The 16557-nt window shown below is 28.5% G+C and carries 11 protein-coding genes and 1 pseudogene; 10 read left to right on the top strand and 2 right to left on the bottom strand.

What is annotated here, in order from left to right; genetic code table 11:
• The first annotated feature begins 51 nt into the window (after positions 1-51).
• Both GVY01_RS09345 and galU read left to right on the top strand, forming a co-directional pair.
• Positions 52-1410 carry a gluconate:H+ symporter gene (locus tag GVY01_RS09345; protein ID WP_017636532.1) on the top strand — a complete coding sequence of 453 codons (1359 nt, stop codon included), beginning with the start codon at positions 52-54 and terminating at the stop codon, positions 1408-1410.
• 726 nt (positions 1411-2136) lie between these two features.
• Positions 2137-3003 (top strand): UTP--glucose-1-phosphate uridylyltransferase GalU, encoded by an 867-nt coding sequence (galU, locus tag GVY01_RS09340; RefSeq protein ID WP_017636531.1) that lies wholly within the window; start codon positions 2137-2139, stop codon positions 3001-3003.
• A gap of 49 nt (positions 3004-3052) precedes the next feature.
• On the opposite strand, the gene GVY01_RS09335 is transcribed toward galU, so the two are convergent.
• Positions 3053-4909: a glycosyltransferase family 2 protein gene (locus tag GVY01_RS09335; RefSeq protein ID WP_108017001.1), complete on the bottom strand. Its 1857-nt coding sequence runs from the start codon at positions 4907-4909 to the stop codon at positions 3053-3055.
• A 186-nt stretch (positions 4910-5095) separates the two neighbouring features.
• Positions 5096-6736 (bottom strand): phospho-sugar mutase, encoded by a 1641-nt coding sequence (locus tag GVY01_RS09330; RefSeq protein WP_017636530.1) that lies wholly within the window; start codon positions 6734-6736, stop codon positions 5096-5098.
• Between the two features lie 304 nt (positions 6737-7040).
• Between GVY01_RS09330 and GVY01_RS09325 the strand changes: the two genes are divergently transcribed.
• The 8 genes and pseudogenes from GVY01_RS09325 to GVY01_RS09290 all read left to right on the top strand — a co-directional run bounded on the left by GVY01_RS09325 (position 7041) and on the right by GVY01_RS09290 (position 16527).
• The gene (locus tag GVY01_RS09325; protein ID WP_029056110.1) at positions 7041-8531 is read left to right on the top strand and encodes a glycosyltransferase; all 1491 of its coding nucleotides are present in this window, start codon (positions 7041-7043) and stop codon (positions 8529-8531) included.
• Positions 8532-8705: 174 nt separating this feature from the next.
• Positions 8706-10592 (top strand): Eco57I restriction-modification methylase domain-containing protein, encoded by a 1887-nt coding sequence (locus GVY01_RS09320; RefSeq protein WP_159333734.1) that lies wholly within the window; start codon positions 8706-8708, stop codon positions 10590-10592.
• Positions 10593-11753 carry a DNA cytosine methyltransferase gene (locus tag GVY01_RS09315; protein WP_108168426.1) on the top strand — a complete coding sequence of 387 codons (1161 nt, stop codon included), beginning with the start codon at positions 10593-10595 and terminating at the stop codon, positions 11751-11753.
• 2 nt (positions 11754-11755) lie between these two features.
• Entirely contained in the window at positions 11756-12601 is an 846-nt protein-coding gene (locus tag GVY01_RS09310) for a hypothetical protein (protein WP_119483350.1), read from the top strand.
• Positions 12594-13835: an AAA family ATPase gene (locus tag GVY01_RS09305; RefSeq protein ID WP_159333733.1), complete on the top strand. Its 1242-nt coding sequence runs from the start codon at positions 12594-12596 to the stop codon at positions 13833-13835. The genes GVY01_RS09310 and GVY01_RS09305 overlap by 8 nt, the downstream gene beginning before the upstream one ends.
• On the top strand, positions 13828-15048 hold the full coding sequence (locus tag GVY01_RS09300; protein ID WP_108017098.1) for an LlaJI family restriction endonuclease: 1221 nt from the start codon (positions 13828-13830) through the stop codon (positions 15046-15048). Before GVY01_RS09305 ends, GVY01_RS09300 begins: the two co-directional genes overlap by 8 nt.
• Positions 15049-15110: 62 nt before the next feature.
• A pseudogene (locus tag GVY01_RS09295) lies at positions 15111-15383 on the top strand (2-oxo acid dehydrogenase subunit E2); the annotation flags it as partial.
• A 208-nt stretch (positions 15384-15591) separates the two neighbouring features.
• Positions 15592-16527, top strand: coding sequence for an alpha/beta hydrolase family protein (locus tag GVY01_RS09290; RefSeq protein ID WP_017636436.1), 936 nt, complete (start codon positions 15592-15594; stop codon positions 16525-16527).
• The last annotated feature ends 30 nt before the right edge of the window (positions 16528-16557 follow it).

The following is a 16557-nucleotide window of genomic DNA, read 5'->3' as shown; positions in this document are numbered from 1 at the left end:
AATTCGAGCAACTTTATTGAGAATAACACAGAAAAGGAAGAAGGGACTGCCATGTTTGGAGAAATTTGGCCACTAATTAGCGTTGTTTTAGGAATTATCATTTTATTAAGTTTAATTATATTTTTAAAATTGAATACCTTTATTGCTTTAATTATTACATCGATAATCACGGCATTACTATTAGGAATGCCACTCAATAAAATTATGGAAACTGTTGAAAACGGAATGGGTAGCACATTAGGTCATATCGCTTTAATTTTTGGATTAGGTGCTATTTTAGGAAAGTTACTTTCTGATGGTGGAGGCGCGACAAGAATCGCTGATACATTAATCGCAAAATTTGGACAGAAACATGTACAGTGGGCGATGCTTATTGCAGCATTCATCGTTGGTATAGCATTGTTCTTTGAAGTAGGACTAGTCTTATTAATCCCACTTGTATTCACAGTAGCTAAACGTGCAAACGTTTCTATTTTAAAACTAGGACTACCAATGGTAACTGCTTTATCTGTGACACATGGATTCTTACCTCCACATCCTGGACCGGTTGTTATTGCAAAAGAATTAAAAGCCAATATCGGTCATGTATTAATGTACGGAATTATTATTGCAATTCCAGTCACATTAATCGCAGGTCCATTATTTAATAAATTTGCGCAAAAAATCATTCCTTCAGCATACTCACGTGAAGGAGATATTTCAGCATTAGGCGCACAAAAGGAATTTACTAATGATGAGATGCCAGGATTTGGTATTAGTATTTTAACTGCAATATTACCAGTTATATTGATGCTGATTTCAACAATTGTTCAATTGGTTACTGGACATGATACACCTAAAAATAGTGTTGAGTCGATCATTTATCTAATTGGTAATGCGGGTACTGCAATGCTTATAGCAGTTATCTTTGCAATATTTACTATGGGAATACTTCGAAAAAGAAAAATGGAAGATATTATGGAATCAGTCACACAAGCTATATATCCAATTGGTATGATGTTGTTAATCATTGGTGGTGGCGGTACATTCAAACAAGTTCTAATAGATGGCGGTGTTGGTGACACAATCGCAAAAATGTTTGAAGGTACACATATGTCCCCAATTTTACTCGCATGGATTGTTGCTGCAGTACTTAGAATCGCATTAGGATCTGCTACTGTTGCGGCTATCTCTACTACAGGTATAGTCATGCCATTACTTCAAGCGTCAGATACCAATGTCGCTTTAGTCGTACTAGCTATTGGTGCAGGTAGTGTTATCTTATCTCATGTCAATGACGCTGGTTTCTGGATGTTCAGAGAGTATTTTGGATTAACAGTTAAAGAAACTTTCTTAACTTGGTCATTACTAGAGACAGTTATTTCGGTATCAGGCATTATCTTCATCTTATTTATTAGTTTATTCGTATAAAATATTTATAATTATACCGGCTGGAGACAGTCGGTATTTTTGTATGGATTTATAAAGGGTCGCAACAAAAACTGATATATTTCTTGTCTGTTTAAACCATTTTTGAATAACTGTGAAGCATTGATATAAAAGATTTGAAAACTTAATGGTATACATGAACTAAAGTTCATGCATAAAACCTTCTAAGTAATCAATTATTAAGAAGGTCTAATGTGCAGGGGTGATATTGATGACAATAGATATTACTATACATATCATTGTATATTTACCGGTTATGGTAACTATTACGTTTATTGTTATGTGGTTTATCAAGCACATTCGAGCAAAAAAATAAACCCGTCTTACTGCAATAAGACGAGTCTAAAAGCTGTTTGTGTAGAACATATGAATTGAGTTAACCCTCAAAATATGTTGCTTAGTTTTTCCACCTAGTAAACACTCTAAAAGTTGCTAGGTGTATTTTTATGCTTAAATTATACTATGATATGAAGATTAAGGCAATAAGTTTGAGTGTAAAATACTACTAGTTGACTTCAAATAGTAGGAGATATAGTAATAGAAATCCCAAAATCTTAATGAGCAATATATTGTTTTAAATATAAAAAATTCTCACATTAATTTAAGATAAAATATTAAAATGATGTAAACTATGCACATTGTGGTATTAATGATAAAATGATGTTATACATTAGCAGTTATTCTTTTAAAAAAGGGGTAGTAGAGACTTTGAAACAAATAAAAAAAGCAATTATTCCAGCAGCTGGTTTGGGTACTAGATTTTTACCAGCAACAAAAGCAATGCCGAAAGAAATGCTTCCAATTCTAGATAAACCAACTATTCAATACATCGTTGAAGAAGCATCTAGAGCAGGTATTGAAGACATTATTATCGTTACAGGTAAACATAAACGTGCGATTGAAGACCACTTTGATAACCAAAAAGAACTAGAAATGGTATTAGAAGAAAAAGGTAAAAATGATTTATTAGAACGTGTTCAATATTCAACCGATTTAGCTAATATCTTTTACGTTAGACAAAAAGAACAAAAAGGTTTAGGTCATGCCATCCACACAGCACGTCAATTTATTGGCGATGAACCATTTGCAGTGTTATTAGGCGATGACATTGTTGAATCTGAAACACCTGCGATTAAACAATTAATGGATGTCTATGATGAAACTGGTAAATCTGTCATTGGTGTGCAAGAAGTAGCACCAGAAGATACACACCGTTACGGTATCATTGATCCATTAGAACAATCTGGATTACGTTATGAAGTTAAAAAATTCGTAGAAAAACCTAAACAAGGTACAGCACCATCAAACTTAGCTATAATGGGACGTTATGTATTAACACCAGAAATCTTCGACTATCTTGAAACACAAGAAGAAGGCGCAGGAAATGAAATTCAATTAACTGACGCAATCGAACGTATGAACACAGAAAGCCAAGTGTACGCATATGACTTCGAAGGAGATCGATATGATGTTGGTGAAAAATTAGGATTCGTTAAAACAACGATTGAGTATGCATTAAAAGATAAAGACATGAAAGATGATTTAAAAGAATTCATTAAGCAATTAGATTTATAAAGCAAAAAGGCATCAATCACAATGTAAAGTGATTGATGCTTTTTCAATATTATTTTAAAACTTTGATAAAACCTTGATTAGCAGTTAAATAATAACCATCTGTTGTTTTTAATCTAGGTGTTAACTTACTAGTAAATTCGATATCAATAATATCTATTTTTGTGCCTTTTTCTAAAGTCTTAACTGGATCTTTCTTAAAACCTACATCCTCATATAGCTTACATTTCTTAATTACTTCAACAGATTTCGGAGTGTTTGTAATATAGCCTTCAATACTATCAAGATTGATTGGTGTAACAAAATCTTGATTAGCAGTTATATAACTTCCATCCTCTGTAACCAATCTAGGAGTGCCTTTATCACTTTTATCCATATGGATAATACGAATACATTGGCCTTTATTAATATCACTTATTTCGTTTATAAAGTTTGCTTCTTCATACTTCTTAAACTTTTGCAATGCGACAACATGCTTTGGTGTATCAGTTAGATATTGTTTCATGTTTATGTCTTCATCTCCATCTTTGTATGAGTGAAATGCTAATGATAAGTTCTGACGTTTTAAATAATTATAATCGCTATAATGAGGTGGTGTAGCTTTTACTAAACACTTCTCAAAATCATTATAAGTGATTGAAATATTAAAGTCAGTATTTTTAAAGAAGATATCTTTATGTTTAATATAAAGTGATTGATTTGTCCACTCATATTTGACGGGTTTAATGTATCGTTCGTCGTGAATTTTAATTAGTTCGACGGAATTTATTTCTGTTTCTGCTAATTTAAAAATCTCAATTTCATCGTATAATTCATCTTTAATATAATATGTACCTCTAAATATAGGCACACAATCTAGTGCTAATTCAGGTAAATGTTTTAAATCTTCAGGATACATGTAGTACATAGTATTTTCTTTAATATACTTACTAACTTTTGCATCATTCAATAAAAAGTTGATTAATGATTCTAAAATATTTTTATTTTGTTGATAAGCGTCATAAATACGTTTGAATTTATCAGTAATAATTAAATCATTCATATTGTAACCTGCATTAGTAATTAAAGACTCTACTTTATCAAACTGCTTATAAAAGAATGATTTATCTTTTGATTTATTAAATGTCTTAGTTAATAAAAATCTAGAAATAAAATCAATTTCCACTATTCTACTTAAAATTTTAATCATAATTCCATTTTCTATATCCATCTTTAAGACATGCTCAAGTATATTTAAATTTAATTGTGATTTCTCTAACATGTTAGTGTCATTAACTAGAGAGTCATTTAGTTCGTAACGGTTTACATGATATACAGGTTCAATGGTCATTGATGCTGAATGGCATAAAGGTAAAGTTTCAAAAAAGAATAATTTATCTTCCCCATATTTCATATGTTTAAAGGTAATATGATGATCTAACAAAATAGAACGTTTGTAAATTTTACCTGGTGGTCCTACAGCACGAAATATTTTGAAAATATCACTTGGAACTAAATTATCATCTTGTTTATATGACGCAAAACGAGCAATTTTTTTAATGTTTTCATTAGTATGTTTATAACATTGACCAAATCCAATATCTGATTGATGACTGTTTACTTGTTCAACAAATTTAGGGAAACCTTCAGTATCTAACCAATCATCAGCATCTAAGAAAGTAACATAATCACCTTGTGCTTTTTTAATACCTAAATTTCTTGGAATCGCAGGACCACCAGAATTTTCATCTAGTTGGTACGTCTGAATAAAGTCATATTTTTCGTTATATTGTTTTAGTAATTCATATGATTTATCTGTGGATACATCATCTATGAATATTGCTTCAATAAGCGTTTTATCTATTTTTAAGTCTATCAAAGATTGAATACATGTTTCTAAATATGCTTCTTTATTATATACAGGTACAATAATTGAAATAAGCTTTTGAATAATACTCTCTCCCTAATTAGTGTTTTGAAATTGTTATTTTTATGACTGAATAATATATTTGAAAATCACTAAAAGTATAGCACTATCAATTAAAATATCAAAATATTAAATAATTAAATGTGCGGTATAATAAAAAGTTTCTCCATTGATTGGAGAAGCTTCTTATTATTTATCAAAAATAAATGAATTTATTTTGTTTGCAATATTATCAAAATCGTCATGTGTTAATGATACATACAATTTGATCTTAGGTTCAGTACCAGAAGGTCTTAATGCAATAAACCCTTCTTTGAAGTAAATTTTAAGTACATTTGCTTTAGGTAACGTAATAGAAGAGGTTTGATTTGTTTGGAAATCAACTTTTTCTCCTGTTTCATAATCTTCAATAGCAATGACATCTAATCCATTAATAGAACGTGGTGGGTTATTTCTATATGTTGTCATAATATCATCGATAATTGCTTTGCCTTTTGCACCTTCAAATGTATGAGAGAATAATTTGTCATTGTGGTGTCCTACTTGTTGGTAGATATCTTCCAACTCATCTTTTAACATACGTCCTTCATTTTTAAGTTCAGAAGCATATTTAATAATAAGCGGTACGATCTGAATCGCATCCTTATCTCTTACAAATGGACCAGCTAGGAAACCATAACTTTCTTCATAACCAAGTAAGTAATTTTGATCATCAGACATATTTCTAATTTCTTCAGCAATATATTTAAAGCCAGTTAACACTTCTTTGTATTCTACATTATGATAACGCGCTAATGACTTAGCTAGTTCACTACTTACAATAGATTGAATCATAATTCTATTGTTTAAGTGTGCTGTTTCTTTAATACGATAATTTAATAATAGGGCACCAATTTGGTTACCGTTAAAGTAATGAATATTACCGTCTGCACCACGCTCTGCTATACCTAAACGGTCAGCATCTGGATCAGTACTAATTAATAAATCAGCTTTAATTTGATTTGCAAGTTCAATGGATTGATCAAAAGCTTTATGATCTTCTGGATTCGCACTTGCAACAGAACTGAAATTAGGATCAGGTTTACATTGCGCTTCAACTAAATTAAATTGATTGAAATTTAACGTTGTCAAAATGTCAGGTACAACAGGTACACTTGTTCCATGCAAACTTGTAAACACCACTTGTAAATCTGATTTAGGAATGTCACCGACTAATTCCTTAATGTGTTCAAAGTACGATGTTCTTACGTCAGTTGGTACTGTTAAAATGTTTGATTGTTGTTGTTCATTTAATTCAGGTAGTTCAATGTTAAGTGGATCACCTAATTCGTTAATATAATCACTTAGCTCGGCAGATGGTTCTGTAGACAGTTGTGCACCGTCTTCACCGTAAACTTTGATACCGTTATAGTCTTTAGGATTATGACTTGCAGTAATCATGACACCCGCATCTGTTTCTAAAAATCTAACAGCATAAGATAAATCAGGTGTTGTACGGTATGTATCAGATAAGTAAACCTTGATATCATTACTAGCTAAAATCGTTGCGATAATTTGAGCGAACTCTGGTGACAAATGTCTTGTATCATAATGAATCACTGCTACAGGTGATGTGTGTTTGGATTGTAAAAACTTGGCTAAGCCTAAAGCGACTTTAGATACAGTAAATCGGTTTAAACGTCCTTCTCCAAGTCCTAATTTGCCTCTTATTCCAGCCGTACCAAAAGCAAGTGTAGTTTTAAAGCCTTCTTGTTGAGCTTCAGTTGATTGGTTCTCATAAAAGTCTTTAACTAAACTTTCATCAGCTACTTTAGTCCAATTATCTTTCATAATATAAAATTCCCCTTTAAAAAATAATCGCGTTACATCTAAATTAATTATTTTAAATCATTATCAAACGGGTATATTGAATACAGATGTACGCATGTAAGTTAATCTTATTATATAGTACATTTATTGTAAGTTACATTAAAAAGATATAAAAAATGATGAGAAAAATTCAAAGTTGAAATTTAAGTATTTATGACAATATTAAAAAATAAGTGTTTATCAATTATTTTTTAATATCAAAAGTCTATACTTTTTAAATATTGTCTCATATAATTAGCATATCAAATATAAATGGGGATTAAATATGATTAATACAATTACAAGCACATTGCCACCAGTCCATGGGGGAAGAACTAAAGCGTTATTAAAACGAATCAAGTTTTTAGATGAGGAAATGAATATCGTTAATAAGATATATACTACAAATTATAATGCTAATTATAAAGAAGTATATGATGAATTTTTAAAAAAAGGTTTTGTAACTAAAAATACAGAATACGAAAATTTATATGATTGGCTTTCAGATTTTAAATTATTATCTATACCAACGACAAAATTTAAGAAAAAACCAATTTATAAAGAAAAAGATAAAGAAATTGAAGGACTACAAAAGAAAGAATTTAAAGATGGTAATGTCGTTCGTTATTATGATGGAGATACGTACGTTCTTTATAGAAGATATTATGAAGGTACTAATATTGTAGAATTCGAAGATGTTATGTCTCCTGTATCTAAGAAAAGAATTGAACGTCATGAGTACAATGTGTATGGTCAACTTCATAAAATTAATTATTTCTCTAGTAAAACATACTTTAAAATATTAGAAGAATATTACGATACAGAAGGACAAATTTATTGTAAGAAATTTTATGATGCTAGTGTAGATAAACGTATCGATTTTATTCAAATATTTAAAGACAATAAATATTTACGCTCATTTAAAACTGAAAAAGATTTATTTGAGTATTATTTCAATCATCGTTTTAAAGATGGAGATATCATCTTTAATGATGCTAGAGTATTAGATAAACCAATGCTTAATCAAATACCTAAAACTAAAAATGTTCTTGTATTCCACAATAGTCATTTAGATGGAGAAAATGTAAAAGGCTCATACAAAACAGCGCTAGGTAATGCTGATAAAGTAGCTCAATATTTATTACTTACTCAAATGCAAAAAGATGATATTCAAAACTTGTATGATATCGATGATAATAAAATATCTGTTATTCCGCATTTTATTGAACCATATCCTGAGTCAGATCAAGTTGAAAAATTAGACCGATTTGTATTTATCGGTAGATTAGGTTTACAAAAACAAATCGACCACTTGATTAAAGCATATAAACAATTTCTATCTTATGGTCATGATACTGAATTAACAGTGTTTGGCCCAGATGAAGCCAATCAAAAAAAATTAATGCTAGACCTTATTAAAGAATATAACTTAGGCGATAAAGTAAAAGTATATAACTATACTAATAATCCATTGGATGAATTTAGAAAGTCTAAAGCTTCATTATTAACTAGTAAGTATGAGGGCTTTGGCTTAACAGTAATGGAAAGTATAGAAGTAGGCTGTCCAGTTATTTCATATGACGTTAGATATGGTCCAAGTGAAATTATTGATGATGGCGTTAATGGTTATTTAGTAGAACCAGATAATATTGAAGAATTTGCAAAATACATGGATAAAGTAGTTAGAGAACCACTAACACATGTTGCTACAAAAGCAACACTCAAACAAGAAAACGCCGCAGCCAACTTTAAAAAGTTGTTTGATAAAATTAAATAATAAGTAAAGAGCTGACGTATAGTTAAATTGTACGTCAGTTTTTTATTTTGGCATAAAAAATTCACTTATTAATTAAATAAGTAGTTAGACTCTATTATATTGATGATGAAGACGTAGACCTTTATACTAAGAAGGAGCATATAGAAAAAGAGTAATATAATGTAGAGGTAGAAAATGAAACATAACAAAAAAATAACAAGCAATTTTTATAGAGACTACAAAAAAATGAAGAAAGAAATTGAAGATGAGACAGATGTTAAAGGGACTGAAAGTATAAAAATTTTAAACTTTCTAATTATAACTAATTTTATAAGAACTAATAATTTAGAAATTTATTCATGGTATTTTGAAGATATTATGAATATTCCAGAACAAGCAGTTTTAAATAAAAACAAGGAATTATTTGAAAAAATTTATGAACAGTTAGCCAAATATGATTGGAGCATAAATTCAAAGCATGATCAAAATTATTTAATAGATGAATTAGGGAATGTATTTGAGAAGTTTATTAATCAAAAAGATAATGGTGCATATTATACTCCAATCGATACTATAGATTACATCAATAAAAGCTCTCTTTACTATTATTTAACTAATTTAAAAGACTTTATAATAAAAAATGATAATAATTTAGATCATAAATTTGAATATTTTCTTTATAAACAAAATTCTATAGAACTTCAAAAACTTTTAAAAAAAATACAAAATATTAAAATCGCAGATATCTCAGTCGGTACAGGTGGTTTTTTAGTTAATATTGGAGAAGTTCTTTTTAATATTACTATTAAAATATATGAATTATTAAATATAGATCCACCTTATAATGAAATTATTTATAGAATTTTCAATAAAAATCTTTATGGTATAGATATAATGAGTGAAGCTCTAAACTTAGCAAAGTTAAGGATGAATTTAAAAGTTTTCCAAATAAATTATAATTTAGGATTGGAAATTTACGAGAAAAATAAACTGAATTTATTTAAAAAAAACAGTTTGTTAATAACAGAGCTAAATGAACTTTTTGAAAACAATGAGATAGAAGGTTTTGATTTAATAATTGGAAATCCCCCTTATGTAGAATATTCAAAAATAAAAAATTATGAATTAACTAATTTTAAATCTTTAAAATCCGGGAATATCTATGCTTTTATGACTGAGAAAACCATAGATCTTTTAAAACAAGAGGGTGTGCTTGGATTAATAGTTCCTATTTCAATAATCTCTACAAGAAGGATGGAATCAATAAGAAATTTTTTAGAAATAAAATGTAATAATATTTTTATTTCAAGTTTTTCAGATAGACCCGGAACATTATTTAATGGAGTTCATCAAAAGCTTTCTATTATTATAGGAAGAAGAAAGGATTCAAAATATACCAGTATTTATACAACTTCTTATAAACATTGGTACGAGGAAGAAAGAAAAGAATTATTTCATAATTTACAATTTATAAAAAATACATTTATCGAAAATAGTTATATACCTAAAATTGGAAATTCAATAGAAAGTGAAATTTATAATAAATTAAGGAATAATACAGCTTCATTAGTAGACTTAACATTTCCAAATTCTGAGTATAGTCTTTCGTTAAGCACAAGACTTACTTTTTGGGTCAAAGCATTTATAGGTAATGTTAGAAAATCAGAGTATAAAACATTCGATTTTGTTTCGAAAAAGCAAAGAGATGTATTTTATCTAATAGTAAATTCTGATATATTTTTCTTTTTTTGGGAAATGGTTTCGGACGGATGGCATATTACAAAAAAAGAGTTAATTGATTTACAATTTAATTATGAAGAGTTTGAGGCACTGTCAGAGGATAAGGTTTCTTACTTAGTAGATTTATTACAAACCGATATAGAAAATAACAAAGAATTTATAGGCTCTAAACAAGTAGATTACGTTTATAAGCATAAAAAATCAAAGAGAATAATTGAAAAAATAAATTATTTTTTAGCACCAATATTTAATTTAGATGTAACTGAGATAGAATATATTAAGCATTATAATATAAAAGTTAGATTGAATGATGAATATGAAGTTTATAAAAGGATGAGTTAAATGAACATAATAGATCTTTTTTCTGGAGTTGGTGGGTTTAGTAATGGTTTTATACAGACAAACGATGATGTAATACTAGCTAATGAAATAGATTGTGAGATTGCAAAATCATATTTACATAATCATCCCGATACTCTAATGATAAATGAAAGTATTGAAGATTTTGCCAAAGATATAAATAAAGCAATCAACTGTGAATTAAAAAAAATCAAAAATGAAAATCGTCGTAAAGAAATTAGTGATAAATTAAAAAATGTTGATGTAATTATAGGAGGTCCTCCTTGCCAAGGATTTAGTATGTCAGGGAATAGAATTAGGAAGAAAAAAGAATTTATAGAAGATCCAAGAAATTATCTTTTTAAATACTATTATAAAATATTAAAATATTTTAATCCTGATTTTTTTGTTTTTGAAAATGTACAAGGTTTATTAACAATGGAAAAAGGTCTTATATTAGAAGAAATACTAAAGATATTTAGTGAAAAATCTAATGATGGTTTTCCAGGGTATAATGTTGATTATCACATTATTGACTCCTCATTATTAGGAGTACCACAAAAAAGAAAAAGACTATTTATAATTGGATCTAAAAACAGTGAAATAAATCTAAGAGAAAGATTGAATGAATATATTAAATATAATGAAATAGATAAAGTTAATTTGAAAGACGCAATTAGTGATTTGAATTATTTAAATTCGGGAGAGGGAAAGTTTGAATCTTCATATGAATTAAACGCACAATCTGTTTATCAAGAAAAAATGAGAAACAAAAGTTATAAATTGTTTAATCATATTGTACCTAAACATGATAATAAAACACTTAAGAGAATTGAAGAAGTTCTGCCAGGAAAGAATTTCAAAGACTTAAAAGATGCTGATTCTATTAAATCAGTTCATAGTGGTGCCTACGGAAGACTAGAATGGGGGAAACCGGCATATACTATTACTACTAGATTTGATACACCATCAGCAGGTAGAGTTATCCATCCAGATTTAAATAGGACTCTAACTGCAAGAGAGGCTGCTAGAATTCAGTCCTTTAGTGATGATTTTATTTTCATTGGTAATAAGTCATCTATCGGTAAGCAAATTGGCAACGCAGTCCCTCCCCTAGTAGCTAAAGCAATTTCTGAAATAATTCATGAATTAAAGAGGTATTAAGCATGATTATAGATAAAATTTTAGATTTGAGAATGGACAAAGAAAAAATTAAAAAAAAGTATTGGTATGTAGGGAAACATGAGTGGAATATAAAAAATGTATTTTGGTCAGTGAAGTTTTTAGAAGAATATAAAGAAGCGAATACTGATTTAAGTTATGTTGATTATTATGAGAGGAAAATTCAAGAGTTAAAGCAAACCAATCCAGATTATAAGACTCCCAATTTTAGGATTTTAAGTAATGCTGTAATTTTAGGATTAGTAAGTGGAGTAAAAAGATATGAACAGAAGGAGATATTTCCCCCGTATTTTGAAGCAAAGAAATTGTGTAAAGGGGATTTTGACGATTATAAAAAATATTATAATTTATTTGAAATGCAAGTTGAAAAATTGTATTTACAAAAAGAAGAGAATAATGATGAAGAAATTGTACATCCACTGTTTATATTATACAAAATATTAATAATGGTTGGTGAAAATAGTGGAGAATATGCGATAACTAACTACGAATTTAAAGTGTTTGTCTGTTTTATTTATAATTATAATGAAATCTATAAAAATATTTACTATATATTACATAGTAGATTAATTTGCTATGAAAAAGTCAGTATGGCTGCTAAAAATATGCAAGAATTAAGAATTCAAAGACTTTTTACACAACTTGAAACTCTAAATTTTTCAAAAAATAAAATAGAACTAAATAAGGAGTTTATAGATGTTGTAAAAGACAAAGTGACCTCTTACGAGGAAAAAGTAAAATCTAATATATCAATAACGAATGTTCAAAATTGTTTAGAGAGCAATTTGAATATTTTAGATTATTTTAATGGAGAGGTTAATAATGACTAAATTTGAAAATTTTAGAAAATGGTTGAATGACAACAACTTTGAAAATATAGATGAAATAATCCAAAATGTATCGCTGGGTAATGATATGTTTAATTCATCGCATGAAGAAACTGTTGATTTTGAAAAAGAATCTCAGAAATTCAAAGAAAAAATTATTACAAATCAAGTAAATAAAGAATTGCAAGATGAATTACAACCCTTTTTAGAAAATGATACTAATTTAAAAGGTACAGTAAATATGCATTTTAATATATTACAATCATTAAATTTATATTATGACTATTTGGTATCTGATAATGATAAAAACGAGATAATAAAAACTGCTAAAGAATTTTATGATAATGAAGGACGAGTTACTGGAGCTATAAATAAAATATTTTATGGTGCTCCAGGTACAGGTAAATCGTATAAAGTTGATTCTCTTTTTAATAATTTTGAAAGAGTTACATTTCATCCAGAATATACTTATTTTGATTTTGTTGGAGGTTTACGTCCTGTTCAAAATGAAGATAAATCTGTTAGTTATAGCTTTGTTCCAGGAATTTTCACTGATATTTTAATTAAGGCTGTAGAAAATAAAACAAAGAATATTGGAATTATAATTGAAGAAATTAATAGAGCGAACACAGCAGCAGTATTTGGAGATTTATTTCAATTACTGGATAGAGATGATGATGGGCAAAGTAAATATATAATAAAAAATAAAGATATTTGCGATTATATAGAAAACAAAACCGGGAAGAAATGTGAAAGTATATATATTCCTTCTAATATGAGTATTGTTGCAACAATGAACAGTGCAGATCAAGGTGTTTTTGTCATGGACAGTGCTTTTAAAAGAAGATGGCAGTTTGAATATATGCCTATTTCATTTGATGCAGAAGATCTTAAAGATGTTAAAATTGCTGGATTTGACATGTATTGGAAAGATTTTGGGGCGATCCTAAATGAACATTTGTCAAGTGAAGAAGTTGATGTAGATGAAGATAAACTAATAGGTCAAAGATTTATTAACAAGCATGATATGCAGGATAAAGATTTGATTGCATCTAAATTATTAATATATTTATGGGACGATGTCGTACGATATAATAGACAAAGTTTATTTAAAGAGAGCAAAGTTTTTTCAAATTTAATTGAACATTTTAAAGAATCTGGAATAGATTGTTTCGTTGATCCTTTAAAGAAAAAACTAGAAGTTGCCAAAAACGAAGGAAACAATTATTATGACTAAATTTGCATACTTTATTGAAGGAGCAAATTATAGCTTTGACAAAGTTCCAAAAGTTTTTATTGAAAAGCAATATTTTGTTAAAACCAAAAGTAATGAATATAAATGTAAAGTAACAGGTGTATCAAATTACGAAAATATAAACTATATATTTTTTCCAAAGGGTTATAAAAATTTCAATAGAACAGAAAATGATGCAATAAATTTATTTAAATCAATCAATAAATATAGGAAAGAAATTACTTTGACTGACGAAGAAAGTGATTGGATTGGTGAAAATTCTAGTGATATTGAAAATATAAATCTATGTTCTTGGTTAATAAGTGACTTTCAGAGAAATGGTATATATACAGAAAACAGAGAAAGAAAATCAATCAATAATAATGGAAAAATTGATTGGGCTAAAACGATTAAAAAGCAACTTCCAATTATACAAGATGATAAACTAATCTATTTAAATTTAATTACAAAAAAAAATATAATTAACAATGAAAATGTAGTTAGTACTATTCATTTAAAAGTTTTAAAATACTGTATAGATAATTTTGGTTGGCTTCAGCAATTTGAAATGAACATAGAGGAAGTTAAAATTAACATAAAATTTTCGGAAATGATAAAAATATTAGAAATGACACTCCATAATACATTTAAGGATAGGGAAATTAGGTTACTAAAAACTTTGATAATACTTTTGAAAAAGAAAAGTAATAACGATCTGAAATTTGAAATGGTTACTCCGTATTTTTACAACATTTGGGAAGAAATGTTGAAACAAATGTTTAATCATAATTATAAATTACAAAGAAAAATGCCCAAACCATATTGGCTTATTAATGAAATTAAACATTCAACAGATCAAATTCCCGATATATTAATTGAAAAAGAAAATGAACTAATTATAATAGATGCTAAATATTATTCTACTTATACAGGTAGTGTAAACAAATATCCAGGATGGGAAAGTATTGTAAAACAGCTATATTATAATTTATCATTAAAAGATGAATATGATATTATTAAAAATATATTTTGTATGCCTGAATCTATGCTTGAAGATTTTAAATATATAGGTAAAACTTCTGTTGAAGGACAAGAGAAGCAATTTGGTTATGTGGATGCTTTTTCACTTGATTTAAATTTAGTGATTAGTAGCTATATAAATAATAAAAAACAAAATGACTTACTTAACAATATAGTGAAATATATTTCAACATAAAAAGGATTAGCATAACTAATCCTTTTTATGTTTGTTTAACCGTTTTATTTATAAAATATAATATACAAATGCAAGGTGCAACATTTATCATCACGAATATGGGTGCAAGTGATATTGAATACTTTACGCCAATATTAAATTTAGGTGAAACAGGTATCCTTGGCGTAGGAGCTTTATCACATGAAGTTATAATGGAAAGTGGTAATGTTAAACAAGTAGCACGTATTCCACTCAGTCTTACATTTGATCATCAGATATTAGATGGTGCAGGAGCAGCGGACTTCCTAAAAGTGCTTGCAAAATATATCGAAAATCCATACCTGCTTATTTTATAGATTGAAAAATAATATTGATATAGCTATATGTCTTGGTACATCTTAAAAGATGTTATCAAGGCATATTTTTATTAAATAAATACAAATTGGTCTATTACAGTCAATATATTTGAATTTCAGAGTGTCTCATTTTAAACTTGCTTAATAAATATACTTTTTATACTCAAAATCCACAAAATTTAACTAATAAAAAAGTGAGGCTTTTAAAATGAATCAACTCAATTTTAATATAAACGAAGCTATTCCTAGTATGACAATCAAACCGATTTCTTTACCAACGCCAACTGAACGTGGTGATGAATTACAAGTGAAAGTAAGTATACCGTCTGAAGGTAACAATTTACCTATCATTTTATTTGCACATGGATTTGGATCTTCAATGCACGCATATGAACCTTTAACGGACTTTTGGGCATCGCATGGGTTTGTTGTCATTCAACCTACATTTTTAGATTCAAGAACGATTAGCATGTCTCAAGATGATCCAAGACAGTCAAACTTGTGGCGTCAGCGAGTGGAAGATGTTAAAACAATTTTAGATCATTTGGGATATATTGAGGCTCAAGTCCCAGGATTGAGTGGACGATTAGACACGAGTAAGATTGCGACAGTTGGTCACTCATTCGGTGGTCAAACAGCAGGTAATTTATTAGGACTTCAAGTGATTGATCCGATAACTAAAGCGACAACAGATTATTCTGATGATAGAGTGAAAGGCGGCATTTTATTAGCAACTGCTGGAGAAGGTGGAGACAAGTTAACACAATTTGCGAAAGATAATTTTTCGTTTTTAAATCCAACCTTTGAACATATGACTAAACCAGCTTTAGTTGTAGTGGGAGATAAAGATCAAAATCCATTAACTAGTATAGGACCTGAATGGATGGAAGAACCGTATTATTTAAGTCCAGGTGAAAAAAGTTTATTAAAATTATATGAAGCGGAACATTCATTAGGTGGTATAGCAGGATATGAAGCCAAAGAAACGACTGACGAAAATCCTGAAAGAATTGACTTACTACAACATACAACATGGGCTTATTTAAGAAGTGTTTTAGATATCGAGCAAGATAGTTGGAATATCGCTCAACAAATAATTACTAACAATACAGACCAAGCAGATATTCAATCTAAAAATGAATAACATAAATTATTAGCTATCATATTAGTCTTT

The sequence above is a fragment of the Staphylococcus sp. 8AQ genome (genome assembly GCF_902506595.1).
Classification (GTDB): domain Bacteria; phylum Bacillota; class Bacilli; order Staphylococcales; family Staphylococcaceae; genus Staphylococcus; species Staphylococcus pasteuri.
This window is presented reverse-complemented; position numbering and strand designations above follow the sequence as displayed.

Excerpts from the sequence above, each read along its gene's own strand:
- GVY01_RS09345 (WP_017636532.1), top strand. The coding sequence starts at position 52 with ATGTTTGGAGAAATTTGGCCACTAATTAGCGTTGTTTTAGGAATTATC.
- GVY01_RS09330 (WP_017636530.1), bottom strand. The coding sequence starts at position 6,736 with ATGAAAGATAATTGGACTAAAGTAGCTGATGAAAGTTTAGTTAAAGAC.
- GVY01_RS09300 (WP_108017098.1), top strand. The coding sequence starts at position 13,828 with ATGACTAAATTTGCATACTTTATTGAAGGAGCAAATTATAGCTTTGAC.
- GVY01_RS09325 (WP_029056110.1), top strand. The coding sequence starts at position 7,041 with ATGATTAATACAATTACAAGCACATTGCCACCAGTCCATGGGGGAAGA.
- GVY01_RS09310 (WP_119483350.1), top strand. The coding sequence starts at position 11,756 with ATGATTATAGATAAAATTTTAGATTTGAGAATGGACAAAGAAAAAATT.
- GVY01_RS09290 (WP_017636436.1), top strand. The coding sequence starts at position 15,592 with ATGAATCAACTCAATTTTAATATAAACGAAGCTATTCCTAGTATGACA.
- GVY01_RS09315 (WP_108168426.1), top strand. The coding sequence starts at position 10,593 with ATGAACATAATAGATCTTTTTTCTGGAGTTGGTGGGTTTAGTAATGGT.
- GVY01_RS09305 (WP_159333733.1), top strand. The coding sequence starts at position 12,594 with ATGACTAAATTTGAAAATTTTAGAAAATGGTTGAATGACAACAACTTT.
- GVY01_RS09320 (WP_159333734.1), top strand. The coding sequence starts at position 8,706 with ATGAAACATAACAAAAAAATAACAAGCAATTTTTATAGAGACTACAAA.